The sequence below is a fragment of the Candidatus Krumholzibacteriia bacterium genome (assembly GCA_029865265.1).
Taxonomy (GTDB): Bacteria; Krumholzibacteriota; Krumholzibacteriia; order WVZY01; family JAKEHA01; genus JAKEHA01.
Map to the genome: position 1 here is coordinate 96,601 of JAOUHG010000001.1, position 12,685 is coordinate 109,285.

Annotated in this window: 11 protein-coding genes; 7 read left to right on the plus strand and 4 right to left on the minus strand. The window is 65.9% G+C overall.

Annotated elements, in window-relative coordinates; all coding sequences use genetic code 11:
• Positions 1 to 37 precede the first annotated feature (37 nt).
• Positions 38 to 520, plus strand: coding sequence for a CBS domain-containing protein (locus tag OEX18_00345; protein ID MDH4335711.1), 483 nt, complete (start codon positions 38 to 40; stop codon positions 518 to 520).
• 61 nt (positions 521 to 581) lie between these two features.
• On the opposite strand, the gene rho is transcribed toward OEX18_00345, so the two are convergent.
• Together rho and OEX18_00355 are read right to left on the minus strand one after the other, a co-directional pair.
• Positions 582 to 1,703, minus strand: a complete 1,122-nt coding sequence (rho, locus tag OEX18_00350; protein MDH4335712.1) for a transcription termination factor Rho — start codon at positions 1,701 to 1,703, stop codon at positions 582 to 584.
• Between the two features lie 219 nt (positions 1,704 to 1,922).
• Complete coding sequence (locus OEX18_00355; protein ID MDH4335713.1) at positions 1,923 to 3,920, minus strand: oligopeptide transporter, OPT family; 1,998 nt, start codon at positions 3,918 to 3,920, stop codon at positions 1,923 to 1,925.
• Between the two features lie 272 nt (positions 3,921 to 4,192).
• Between OEX18_00355 and OEX18_00360 the strand changes: the two genes are divergently transcribed.
• A complete protein-coding gene (locus tag OEX18_00360) occupies positions 4,193 to 4,879 on the plus strand; it encodes a hypothetical protein (protein ID MDH4335714.1) in 687 nt (228 codons plus the stop codon).
• A 72-nt stretch (positions 4,880 to 4,951) separates the two neighbouring features.
• Here the strand turns inward: OEX18_00360 and OEX18_00365 are convergent, their stop codons facing one another.
• The gene (locus tag OEX18_00365) at positions 4,952 to 5,263 is read right to left on the minus strand and encodes a hypothetical protein (protein MDH4335715.1); all 312 of its coding nucleotides are present in this window, start codon (positions 5,261 to 5,263) and stop codon (positions 4,952 to 4,954) included.
• Positions 5,264 to 5,438: 175 nt separating this feature from the next.
• Positions 5,439 to 6,206 carry a phosphatase PAP2 family protein gene (locus OEX18_00370; protein MDH4335716.1) on the minus strand — a complete coding sequence of 256 codons (768 nt, stop codon included), beginning with the start codon at positions 6,204 to 6,206 and terminating at the stop codon, positions 5,439 to 5,441.
• 239 nt (positions 6,207 to 6,445) lie between these two features.
• Between OEX18_00370 and hemE the strand changes: the two genes are divergently transcribed.
• The 5 genes from hemE to hemA all read left to right on the plus strand — a co-directional run bounded on the left by hemE (position 6,446) and on the right by hemA (position 12,683).
• Positions 6,446 to 7,486, plus strand: a complete 1,041-nt coding sequence (hemE, locus tag OEX18_00375) for a uroporphyrinogen decarboxylase (protein MDH4335717.1) — start codon at positions 6,446 to 6,448, stop codon at positions 7,484 to 7,486.
• Positions 7,483 to 8,880: an oxygen-independent coproporphyrinogen III oxidase gene (gene hemN / locus OEX18_00380; GenBank protein MDH4335718.1), complete on the plus strand. Its 1,398-nt coding sequence runs from the start codon at positions 7,483 to 7,485 to the stop codon at positions 8,878 to 8,880. Before hemE ends, hemN begins: the two co-directional genes overlap by 4 nt.
• A 4-nt stretch (positions 8,881 to 8,884) precedes the next feature.
• A complete protein-coding gene (gene hemG / locus OEX18_00385; GenBank protein MDH4335719.1) occupies positions 8,885 to 10,258 on the plus strand; it encodes a protoporphyrinogen oxidase in 1,374 nt (457 codons plus the stop codon).
• Positions 10,255 to 11,238 (plus strand): ferrochelatase, encoded by a 984-nt coding sequence (locus tag OEX18_00390; GenBank protein ID MDH4335720.1) that lies wholly within the window; start codon positions 10,255 to 10,257, stop codon positions 11,236 to 11,238. Before hemG ends, OEX18_00390 begins: the two co-directional genes overlap by 4 nt.
• A 158-nt stretch (positions 11,239 to 11,396) precedes the next feature.
• Positions 11,397 to 12,683, plus strand: coding sequence for a glutamyl-tRNA reductase (gene hemA / locus OEX18_00395; protein ID MDH4335721.1), 1,287 nt, complete (start codon positions 11,397 to 11,399; stop codon positions 12,681 to 12,683).
• Positions 12,684 to 12,685: the final 2 nt, after the last annotated feature.

Consider the following 12,685-nt stretch of genomic DNA (forward strand, 5'->3'; position numbering starts at 1 on the left):
TATGTTAGTCACGGGTGGCGAACGTGAGGTGATAGAGATGAGAATCGATGAAATCATGTCGAAGCCGGTCGTAACCTGCCGGCCCGGGGACTCCCTGGACAAGGTTGTTGCGATCATGATCGAGTATGACTGTGGCGCGCTGCCGGTGATTGGCGCCGACGGGCACATTGCCGGCATCGTCACGGACCGCGACGTCTGCCTGGCCGCGCACAACGAGCGGCTCCCCCTGGACGGGATCCGGGCGCAACAGGCCATGACAACGAAGATCGTGGCGGCGCGGCCGCGCGATTCCGTGGAGTCGGTGGAGAAGCTGATGGCGGATAACAAGATCCGTCGCGTACCGGTGATCGACGACCGGGGCCGCCCCGTGGGGATGGTCTCGTTCAACGACATCGTTCGTGCCGCCGCCCGGGCCCACGAGGACGACGTCCGCGTGGTGGACACCCTGGCGGCCATCTGCGAGCCGCGGCGCGGTTCGGCCAGCGCCCTGCTTCCGACCAGCCCCCGCAAGGGTCACTGACGCGCACCGCGACGGCGGTCCGCCCGGTGGTTGCGGGGGGGGGTGGGTCGTGGAGCCCTGGCTACGCGAGGCTCTTCAGCAGTTCCTCGTTGGTGGGGTACTTCTCAAGTAGCTTGAGCATGCCCTCGATGGCCTGCGCGGGCGGCATGTCGATGGTGGTGCGCCTCAGCTTGTTGACCGCGTTGAGTTCCTCCGGGGAGAAGAGGAGGTCGTCGCGGCGCGTCCCGGTGGTGCGCAGGTTGATGGCGGGGAACACGCGGCTGTCGGCCAGTTGCCGGTCGAGAACGATCTCGCTGTTGCCCGTGCCCTTGAACTCCTCGAAGATCAGGTCGTCCATGCGCGAGCCGGTTTCGATGAGCGCGGTGGCCAGCACCGTCACCGAACCGCCGTCCTCCACGTTGCGCGCCATACCGAAGAACTTGCGTGGAATCTCCAGGGCCCGCGAATCCAGCCCGCCCGACATGGTGCGCCCCGACCCGGAGCCGTGCACGTTGAAGGCACGGCCCATGCGCGTGATGCTGTCCACCAGCACCACCACATGGTGACCGCATTCGATCTCGCAGCGTACCTGTGCCATGCACATGTTGACCAGCCGCACGTGTTCCTGGGTGGACTGGTCGCTGCTGCTCGCCAGGACCTCCGCCGGAACCTGGCGTCGGAAGTGCGTCACTTCTTCCGGCCGTTCGTCCACCAGCAGCACCACGATGCGAGCCTCGGGCGCGTCGTCGTGGATGGCGATGGTGAGCTCTTCCAGCAGGCGCGTCTTGCCGGTCTTGGGTGGCGCCACCACGAGTCCGCGTGTGCCGCGCCCCATGGGGGCGAACAGCTCCACGATGCGCATGGACGGGTTGCCCCCCTTGCCGATGTGAAAACGTCCGGCGGGATTGACCGCGAGCAGCTTCGCGAACGGCCTGCGCGCACGGAACTCCTCGGGCGTCTGGCCGCAGATGGTCTCGATGCCGGTGAGGCTTGGCCCCTTTCCGCCCGGCTGGACGGTTCCGGTTATGGCGGCGCCGGTGACGAGGCCGAAGCGCGAAATCAGCTGCGGGGAAACAAAGGGATCGGTGCGGTCCGGTTGGAGCGAACGATCGGGATTGCGGAGGAATCCGCCCCGGCGTTCCATGATTTCGATCACACCACTGGCGGTGTTGGACATGCGTCTACTTTCTTCTGGATGTGAGATTTGTCTACGCGTGCACGGTCAAATACCCTGGGCACCGCCCGCACGCTGACACTGCGCTCCAGGTCGAGGATGAGTTGCCTCGAGGTCTTGACGTTACTGATTCACGAGGAGCGCTTTGGATGACCCGGGAGAGGGGTCGTCTCCAGGGCGATTCTAACACAGGCCACCCCCGAAAGCACGGGGCAGCTGTGCCACCCCCGGGCCCTCCGGTGGGGGGCCTCAGGCCTTGTCGTTGCGCTGCGCCGCCCACCACGTGTAGGCCACGAAGCCGGCGAACCCCACGGCCGAAACGGTCTGGGAGATCGGGTCGATGTCGAAGAACGGCGTCTTGATCCACGTCTCGGAGTACCCCGGAATCAACCGCATTGCCGCGCCCAGCACGCCGCCCAGCGCTCCGCCGGCCATCAGCCCGGAGGCGATGACGACACCGCGCTCGCGGATCGAGGCGCCACGGTGGCCCCCGACCTTGCCGGCGCGCCGGTTCAGGTAGTGCGCCAGAATGCCGCCCACCAGGGCGGGGGAGTTGAGATACAGCGGCAGGTACATGCCCAGCGCAAAGATAAGCGCCGGCACGCCCAGCATCTCCATGATGACCGTCACCATGGCCCCGGCGAAGAACAGGATCACCGCCACCGGCTCGCGGCTCATGAAGCTGTGCACGAGTTCCTTCATGATCGCCGCCTGCGGCGATTCCAGAATGGGCCGCGCGTCGCCCGGCACCGCTTCTCCAAACACGAACACCTTGGCCAGCACCGCGATGGTGAGCGCCGCGGCAACCGCCGAGGCCAGAATGCCGATGAACTTGAAGCGTTCCTGCTGGTAGGGCGACGACCCCAGCCAGTACCCCGTCTTGAGGTCGGTGATGGCCTGGCCGGACACCGAAAGCGCGGTGCACACCATGCCCGCGATCATCATGACGAAGAACATCCCCGTCGTCCCGGATAACCCGAACTGCAACAGCACCACCGAGGAGACGATGATGGTCAGCATGGTCATGCCCGATACCGGGTTGCGCGCCGTGGTGGCGATGCACAGCGCTGCCACCGAGGTAAAGAAGAACGAGAAGAACAAAGCGAGCAGGAGACCGATGATCACCACGACGGGAGACGTGCCGAGGGTGGCAAACAGAACCGCCACGCCGACCGCGCTGAGCACGACGCCGATGAGCTGCGCCATGATGGAGATATCCCGGTCGGTGCGCGCCAGCGCGGAGCCCTCGCCCCCGCGAAACGCCTTCAGTGCCACACCGATGGATCCCGCCACCACGCGCAGCGACTTGACGATGCCGAAGATGCCGGCGGTGGCGATGGCGCCGACACCGGCGAAGCGCGCGTAGGAACGGAATATCTGGGTCGCGTCCATTTCCGCGATGGGGACGGCGCCGGGGTGCACCAGCATCGCCGGGTTGTGTTGACCGATCATCCACACCAGCGGAACGATGACAAAATTGGACAGTACACCGCCCGCCACCAGGATCATGGACGAGCGCAGGCCCATTACGTAGCCGAGCCCGAGAATGAACGCCGTGGCATCGAAACTCACCGCCACCCGCGCACTGGTGGCGAGTTTCTCCACGACGGGGATGAATCGGAAGGTGAGGATCTCCTTCCACACGCTGAATGTCGTCACGAGGAAGTCGTACACGCCGGAGAGGAACGTGGCCTGCAGCAGGAGCTTCGCTTGCGAACCGCCCTTCTCACCGGTGACGAGCACCTCGGTGATGGCGGTGGCCTCCGGGTAGGGGTACTGGCCATGCATGTCGCGCACGAAGTAGCGGCGCAAGGGAATGAGAAACAGCATCCCCAGGCAGCCGCCCGCGAGGCAGATGAAAGTGGACTGCAACGGGTGTGGATCCAGGTTCAGGATGTACAGCGCGGGCAGGGTGAAAATGGCGCCCGCCACCACCGAACCCGAGACACCGCCGATGCCGGTGATGATGACGTTCTCGAGAATGGTCGAGCGGCGCGGGAAGGCGCGCGCGATGCCGATGGCGAGAATGGAGATGGGAATTGCCGCCTCCATCACCTGGCCCACCTTGAGGCCGGAATAGACCGACGCGACGGTGAAGACGATGCACAGGAGGGTGCCCCAGAGGACGCTGCGGAAGGTCACCTCGGGGATGACGGTCGTTGCGGGCACGACCGGCTTGTAGACCTCGCCCGGCGCGAGCGTGGTGTAGGCATTCTCCGGCAGCGATTTGGTTTCCACCGTTTGCACGGGTCCTCCTGGTTGGGGTGACCCTGGCCGCACCGGGCCAGGATCGCGGGATGATACATCGCCGGCGGGGGGGCGTACAGAGGGGACATGGCGTGCTGGGTGTTGCCACCGCGCTGCAACTGTTACCGGAATAACCCCGGCTTCCCATGAAGGACCGCAAGATCGTCTCGGCTGCCCGCCGTCGCTGGCACGCGGGATGCATTGTCCGCCGGGCCGTTGCTGCCGCGCCCCGGGGACCGGGCCGCGGAGCCGGATGTGCCGTGGAGGCCCCCTTGGATCTCACGTTCAATCTATTTCTGATCGTCTTAGTCGCCGGCCTGGTGCTGGCCATCGTCCGCACCATCCGCCGTTTCATGTCGGCCATGGTTCCGCCCCCGCGTGTGCACCTGGTTCCGGTGACGGCCAGTCGCCGGCACGCCGCGGACGTGAAGAAGTTCGCGCGTCCGCTGGAGGCGCACGGTTTCACCCGCATCGGTACCTATCGCGCGGATCCCATGAAGGGCGTGCTCCTGACGGCCTTCGGGCACACGCGCCACTCGCTGTGCGCGGTGGTCTACACGCACCCGCTCACGGCGAGCTTCATGGACATTGCTTCCATGAACGAGGCGGGGCACGGGTTCACCATCACCACCGCGCCGGCCGGACAGGAACTGGACCAGCGCGATGGTCACGAGAAGCTCTTCGTCACCGGCATGCCGGTGGACAAGATGATCGAGACGGTTCTGCAGCGCCGCCCCCCCGAACCGCACGTGTCCTGGAACGCAACCAACTTCGTAACCAGGTTTGAGAAGGAATACGGCGACGAGATGGACTGGCGCGCGAGCCGGGGTGGTGTCACCGAAGATGAGGTGCGGCGCGCAGCGGACGCGACGGGACGTACGTTCTCGGATCGCGATGTTCGCAAGGCCACCCACCGCCTGCAGCGCCAGTACACGGCGTCGCGGCGCAACATGCGCTGACTTCTACCCCACAGAAAAACAAGGGGGCGGGCTTGAGCCCCGCCCCCAGGTTGAAGCGAACAACACCGATGGCTACTTGTTAGTCGCCTTGTGGATCGTCGACGTCGCTACCTCCATGGTCTCGACGCGCGGTTTGCCATCGATCACGCTTGCCAGAAGTTTGGTTACTTCCGGGAAGCCGGCGCGATCGTACGCCTCGGCGCTCTCGGCCTTGTCCCACAGGCTGATCGCCTGGACATGCTTCTTATCCGGCGTTACCAGGGTGATCACGTCCTGGAAACCCTTCTGCCTGCGCAGAATGGGGACAATGTCGGCCTCCTGACGACGATTGAAGTCATTCAGGCTGTTCGGCTTCAAGTCGAATGAAACCTTCCGTCCGTACATTTCCAATGTCTCCTTGTAAGGATACTGATTGATTGGGAGCCAGAGCCGCCCCCAGTGTCATTGCTCTGCAGCTTATCTCACCTCTACCCATAGTCATTGGCATCGCGCGGCGCCATGATGCATTGGCATCAAATGTCCCGGACCGGATCAAGTGCAGTGCAGCAGCAGGGTTGGATCAGAAGGATACGTTGAGGGCGAGTCCGGCGTCCCCGAGCACCGCCGCGGGCTCGAGCGAAAGTCGATCGGACGGGTGCCGGTGCAACTCGGGTACCAGGTAACCGATCGCGGCGCCGACCACGTAGCCGGTGATCACGTCGGTGCGGAAATGCCGGCCGGAGTCAACGCGGATATAGCCCACCACGGCGGGGATGGCGGCGGCGCCGGTCCAGATGGCAATCCTGGCGCGTTTGCTGGAGATATAATCGGAGAAGACCCGCGCCGCGAAGAAGCAGTTCAGCGCCGCCCCGGTGGTGTGCCCGGAGTAGAACGAAAGGCGTGCGCTGCTGTCGGTTCGCTTGTCCAGTGGCGCGTTCGGGTCATACGCGTAGGGACGCGGGCGCTTCACGGTGGCCTTCACCACCCCGTCGATGCCCAGGTTGATCATGTTCGCTTCCACCCACATGAGTCCCAGCGTCCGCCAGTCCCGGCGCATGTCGTCGTTGGCGAGAAAGGTGAGGGGCAGCAAGTACGTGGTCGCCACCAGAACATCGCCCACGCTGCCGTCGTGATACGGGTGCATGCCGTTGCGGTCGAAGGAATTGATGTCGTTTACATCCAGGCGGTCCAGCTCGTCGACCGTGAACGGTTCAACCTGGCCCACCAGGATGACGCTCACCGCGTCGAGCAACGCACCGGTGCCAAGGAGCGTCCATTCCAACTTCGGATTGAGACTGTAGGGTGAGTCGGCGTGACACGGCGCGGCGGCGAGCAGGGCGGTCAGCACAATGATGGGGATGGCGCGCAGATGTCCTCCTTCGGGTGTCCCCGGAACCGGGAGGAAAACCCGCCGGGGGCCCTCCGGTCAACCCGCATGTCGCGCGCGACCGACCAAATCGACAATGACATGCGATTTGGAATCGCTCGGCGGCACGCGCCGCGTGATTGCGAAAGAAGTGAAGTTTTTCACACAGTCCGCTTCCATGCGTGACCGCCAGGGCATATACTGTGTGCGGGTGGCTGCACGTGAATGATCGTTTCCTGAAAGCTTGCCGGCGACAGCCGGTCGACCGACCTCCCCTGTGGGTTATGCGCCAGGCGGGGCGCTATCTGCCGGAATACCGCGAACTCCGGCAACGGGTCGATTTCCTCACCCTGTGCAAGACCCCCGACCTCGCCGCCGAAGTCACGCTCCAGCCCATCCGCCGTTTTGGTTTCGACGCCGCCATCCTCTTCTCCGACATACTCATTCCGGTCGAGGCCATCGGCTGTCCGCTCAACTTCGATCCCGGGCCGCGGCTCGCGACGCCCATTCGCAGCCGCGCGCAGGTGGATGCCCTGTCCGCGGCGCCCATGGAAGAGGTCGTTCCCTATGTGGGGCAGGCACTGGCGCTGCTGCGCCGCGAGCTGGCGGGAAAGGTGCCGGTGATCGGTTTCTGCGGCGCGCCGTTCACGCTCGCCGCCTACATGGTGGAGGGCGAGGGACGCCAGGGCTTCGGCGAAGTGAAGAAGATGATGTTCCGCGAGCCCGCCACGCTGACCCATCTGCTCGAGAAACTCGCGGACGGGATGGCCGACTATCTCAACTTCCAGATTCGCTCCGGCGCCCAGGCGTTACAGATTTTCGATTCGTGGGCGGGAATCCTTTCGCAGGCGGACTACCGCGCGTTTGCGCTCCCGGCTGTACAGCGGCTGGTCGGCCGTCTCGATCGCGGCGACGCCCCGCTGATCTACTTTGCCCCCGCCGCCGGCCATACGCTGGCCGACGCCGCGGCGACCGGCGCCGATGTGCTGGGCGTGTGCTGGCGCACGCCGATGGATCAGGCGCGCGCGATCACCGGCGGTAGCGTGGCGCTGCAGGGCAACCTCGACCCGCACGTGCTGTTCGCGTCGCCGGATGTGGTGCGCGAGAAGGCCGGCGCGGTACTGGACGCCGCGGGTCCGGCGCCCGGGCACATCATGAATCTCGGACACGGCATTCTGCCCGAGACACCCATCGCGTCGGTGGAGGCGCTGGTGGAAACCGTAGCCGCGCGCGCCGCAGACTCCGTAAAGGACCGCGCATGAGCGCGTCACCCGCACCCACCACCGCGGAACTGCTGGCCCGCTACGACAGGCCGGGACCGCGCTACACGTCTTATCCCACCGCGGTCGAGTTTCATCCCGGGTTCGCCGAAGCGGACTACCGCGAGCGGCTGGCCGCCGCGGATACGCAATCCGGACAGCCGCTGTCGATCTACGCGCACATGCCCTTCTGCGAGGAGCGTTGCTACTACTGCGGCTGCCACGTGGTCATCACCCGGCACCGCGACGTCGCGGCACGCTACCTCGACTACCTGGAGCGCGAGATTGCGCTGCTGGCCGAACACCTGCCCAACCGGCGCCGTGTTTCGCAGATGCACTGGGGCGGCGGCACGCCCACGTATTTTTCGCCGGAGCAACTGGAGCATGTGTTCCGCGCGTTCGCGGAGCGCTTCGAGTTCACGCCGGACGCCGAGATCAGCATCGAGGTGGATCCACGCGCCACGTCGCACGAGCATGTGAGCGTGCTGCGCGGGGCGGGGTTCAACCGCATCTCCCTGGGTGTGCAGGACTTCGATCCCAAGGTGCAGGAGGCGGTCAACCGCGTGCAGAGCTACCAGATGACGCGGGCTCTGGTGGATCACGCGCGCACCGAGGGCTACGCCTCGGTCAACATCGACCTCATCTACGGCCTCCCGTACCAGAGTGTGGATGCGTTCCGCCACACGCTGGACGAGGTCATTGAAATGCGCCCCGAGCGGGTGGCGGCGTATTCGTTTGCGTTCGTGCCCTGGATCAAGGGCCACATGAAGCACATCAGCAAGGACGCGCTCCCCGGCGCCACGCTCAAGCTGGAACTGCTGGGCCTCACCATCGACGCCTTCACCGCCGCGGGCTACCGAACCATCGGGATGGATCACTTCGCGCTGCCCGGCGACGAACTCTCCCGCGCCATCGAGGGTCGCCGCCTGCACCGCAACTTCATGGGCTACACCGTGCAGAGCGCGCGCGACATGCTCGCGGTGGGCATTTCCGGCATCGGCGATGTGCAGGGCGCGTACGTCCAGAACGTCAAGAAGCTGCCTGCCTACTACCGCGCCCTGGACGAGAACCGCCTGCCGGTGGAACGCGGGGTGCGGCTGGACGAGGCCGACATCGTGCGCCGTCACGTCATCATGAATCTCATGTGCAACCTCTACCTCGACATTGCCGAGGTGGAGCAGAAATTCGGGTTGTCCTTCGCCGACACCTTCGCTCAGGAACTGTCCGAACTCGATGGGCCGGGTTCACCGGTGGCGGACGGCCTGGTGCGCGTCACGCCGCAGGCCATCGAAGTGACGCCGCGCGGGCGTTTGTTCGTGCGCAACGTGTGCATGGTATTCGACCGCTACCTGCGCGGACGCTCGAGCGACAAGCCGGTCTTCAGCCGGACGGTATAGGAACATGCGCATCGTCGTCATCGGGGCCGGCATTACCGGGCTCACGTGTGCGGCGCACCTGCTGGAAGGCACGCGCGCGGCGGGTACGGATCTCACGCTCGACGTTCTGGAAGCACGGACCCGCACCGGCGGCCACGCCTGGACCGTGTACGAAGACGGCTTTCTGGTGGAGGGTGGCCCCAACGGATACCTGGACAAGGAGCGCGAACCGGAACCCGGGCGGCTGGTGCGCATGCTCGGTCTCGAGTCGCGCGTCATCGAAGCCAATCCCGCCGCCAGGCGCCGATTCATACTTCGTGGGGGCAAGCTGCGCCTCGTCCCCGACGGCCCCGCCACCCTCATCAAGTCCGATGTCCTCTCCGCCGCGGGCAAACTGCGACTCATGATGGAACCGTGGGCGCGCAAGGCGCCGGCCGGCGAGGAGAGCGTTTTCCAGTTTGCCGAACGGCGCATCGGCCGCGAGGCAGCCGAGGTGCTGGTCGACGCCGCCGTGTCGGGAATTTCCGCCGGTGACAGCCGGGCGCTGTCGGTGGCATCGGCGTTTCCGATCATGAAGGAAATGGAGCGCGACCACGGAAGCCTGGTGCGCGCCATGATGGCGCGCCGCGGCCAGAAGCCGGCGCGGCTGGTGAGTTTCGACGGTGGCATGGAGGTGCTCATCGGCGCGCTGCGCGATCGCTGCGGTGCGAGTGTCCGGGTGGGCGTCGCCGTGCGGGGAATCGCAAACGACGGAGGGCAGTGGCACGTGGCGCTGGAGGACGGGACGGCGATTGCGGCGGACCGCGTGGTGCTCGCGCTTCCGGCCCGGGAGGCGACGCGTCTGGTGGACGCCCTGGACGCCGAACTCGCGCGGACCCTGGCCGCGTTCCCGTATTCCAGCCTGGCGGTGGTGGCGCTCGCGTACCACGCCTCGCACACCGGGCCACTCGAAGGTTACGGCTATCTCATCCCTGCGTTCGAGGATCTGCAGTCCATCGGGGTGCTGTGGGAGTCGTCCGTGTTCGCGGGACGCGCCCCCGAGGGGCACGCACTGCTGCGCATCATGATAGGCGGCGCGCGGCGGCCCGAAATCGCATCGCTCGAACCAGAGGAACTTGAACGACGCGCACGCGAGGAACTCGCGCGCGTCATGGGAATCACCGCGCCGCCCCTGCGCAGTTGGGTCCGGCGCTGGCCGCACGCCATCGCCCAGTACGATTTCGGGCACGCGGACCGGCTGCGTGAGGCGCGCGCGTGCGCGGCACGGCACCCCGGACTCGAGTTGTGCGGCAGTTCCTACGACGGAATCGCGTTCGGCGCGTCCATCGCATCCGGCGCCGCAGCCGCGCACCGGATACTGGCGGGGCTGGGTGTGGACACGGTGGCGGGTGTGGCATGACGGTGCGGCACGTCATTCTGCTGACCTACGGCGAGCCGCCGTCGCCCGACTACGGTGCGCAGCTCAAGTACTCGTGGCGTATCCTGCTGGGACTCACCCGGACCGTCGCGCCGATTCCGCGCCCCGTGCTCCCGATCATCGCGCTGGCGCGTGCGCGCTCGCGTCGCAGCCTGTGGCGTACGGAAGGCTACGCCTCGCCGCTGGAAGAGATTACCCGGGCGCAGGCCGGCGCACTGGAACGCGCCCTGGCCGAGAAGGGCGACGGCAGCGACTGGCGGGTGCACGTGGCATACGAGTTCCGCGATCCGTTGCTTACGGACGTGCTGGATGGTATCCCGGCCGGCGAAGCGGTGGACGTGGTTCCGATGTACGTGGCGGATTCGTCCTTCACGCACGGCATCTCGCGCATGACGTTGCGCGACTGGGAGCGCCGCCGCGCTGCGCGCCCGGCGCCGGTGCGCGTGGTTCCACCGGTCGAGGAAGCGGACTTCGCCGCCATTGCTGCGGGTTTTGTGGAGCGCCGGCTCGACGAGAAGGGGATCGGCGGTCCGGACTGGGCGCTGGTGCTGGCCGCGCACGGAACGCTGCTCGACCCGCGTCCGGGAATCGAGACCGGCCGCGCGGCCACCGAGTGCGTCGCGGCGGGGATCTCCCAGCGCCTCGCGGGGCGCTTCGGAATGGTCATCAACGCCTGGCTCAACCACAAGTTCGGTGGCCGCTGGACCGAACCGCCGGTGGAGGACGCGCTGGCCCGGGTGGCCGCGGCCGGGTACCAACGGGTGGTTTACGTCCCCTTCGGGTTCTACTCGGACAACGCGGAAAGCGAGCTCGAGGGCCGCATTGCCCTCCGCGGGCAGGCGTGGAAGGAGGCCGTCCACCTTCCCTGCCTCAACGAGGACCCCACCCTGGCCGAGGCGCTGGCCCGCCGCATTGCCGGCCGGCCGCCTGTATCTGTAACTGTCAATAAAGAAACAGGTTGACCGGATTCCCGGCCCCCGGGGCGCGCAAAAAATTTTTCCCGAACTTAGCTACGAATTTCACAAACGGGTAGACTTAGATAGTTTTGCTGCTATACTTGAATTACGGACTAACAACTCCCTTATTGTTATCCAACGTCTAAACAGGGTGGCATTCCAACATGGTTAAACAAATCGTCTGTGTCGGGATCACGCACCGTACGGCGCCCGTCGAATACCGCGAGAAGTTTGACGGCAACCTCCCCGAGCGCTGCGGACAACTGCTGCCGCAGTTCCGCAAGGCGGATGCGCGCGACGGCGCGGCGCTGGATGAACTGGCGGTTCTTTCCACCTGCAATCGCGTTGAGTTCTTCGCGAAACTCTCCGGCGGTGCACCCGAGGATGCGCGGCGCGTCTTCGAGTTCCTCTCCGCTGCAACTGGTTTCAACCCCGACGACCTTGCGTCTCACGCCATCGTGCTGTGGGGACAGGATGCGATTCGTCATCTGTGCAGGGTCGCTGCCGGGCTCGATTCACTGGTTCTGGGTGAACCGCAGATCCTCGGCCAGGTCTCCGACGCACTCGAGGTTGCCGACACCCAAAAGACCGCCGGCCCCTCGCTGCACCGCGTGTTCCGGCGTGCCATTCGTTCGGGACGCCGCGCACGCAGTGAAACCGCCATCGGGCTAAATCCGGCCAGCGCGAGTTCGGTTGCCGTGTCACTCGCGCAGAGCGTGGTGGGGTCGTTGCGCGACCGGCGCGTCATGGTGCTGGGTCTGGGCGACATGGGATCGATCGCCGTCAAGGCGCTGCGCTCACGACAGGTCCGCGAAATCGCCATTGCCAACCGAACGCGCGAGCGTGCGGACGAAGTGGCCGTGCGCTGGGGGTGCCGGACCTTCTCCATGGATGATCTGCCGGCGGCCATCGAATGGGCCGACGTGGTCATCAGCACCACGCGATGTCCGCACGTGATGGTGGACGCAGAAACGGTGGCAAGGGCAATGAAGGCGCGCGAACGCCGTCCGCTCGTGTTCGTGGATGTGGCCGTGCCGCGCGATGTCGATCCGGAGGTCAGGAAGATCCCCGGCGTGTTCCTGTTCGATGCCGACGATCTCGGCGGGCGTCTGGACGAGGGGCTCGCCGCGCGCCAGCAGGAGGTTCCAAAGGTTGAGGCCATCATCGAACAGGAACTCACCTACATGGTGAAGGATCTGCGCGAACTCGAGGTGGAGCCGATCATCGAAGACATGCGCCGGCGCGCCGAGATGATCCGGCGCCGCGAGATCGAAAACGTCATCGAGCGCATGGGCAACCCGGATCCGAACACGCGCGAACACCTCCACCTGCTTTCGCGCTCCATCGTCGACAACCTGCTGCGCGAACCGACGGTGCGCCTGAAGCAGATCGTCCAGGAGGACGACTGGAGTCAGCACGCCGGGGTGGTGCACGACCTCTTCGGGCACTGACG

What these genes read in the sequence shown, in the direction of transcription:
- OEX18_00365 (MDH4335715.1), bottom strand. Translation starts at nt 5,263, where the DNA reads ATGTACGGACGGAAGGTTTCATTCGACTTGAAGCCGAACAGCCTGAAT.
- hemG (MDH4335719.1), top strand. Translation starts at nt 8,885, where the DNA reads ATGCGCATCGTCGTCATCGGGGCCGGCATTACCGGGCTCACGTGTGCG.
- hemA (MDH4335721.1), top strand. Translation starts at nt 11,397, where the DNA reads ATGGTTAAACAAATCGTCTGTGTCGGGATCACGCACCGTACGGCGCCC.
- OEX18_00390 (MDH4335720.1), top strand. Translation starts at nt 10,255, where the DNA reads ATGACGGTGCGGCACGTCATTCTGCTGACCTACGGCGAGCCGCCGTCG.
- OEX18_00345 (MDH4335711.1), top strand. Translation starts at nt 38, where the DNA reads ATGAGAATCGATGAAATCATGTCGAAGCCGGTCGTAACCTGCCGGCCC.
- hemN (MDH4335718.1), top strand. Translation starts at nt 7,483, where the DNA reads ATGAGCGCGTCACCCGCACCCACCACCGCGGAACTGCTGGCCCGCTAC.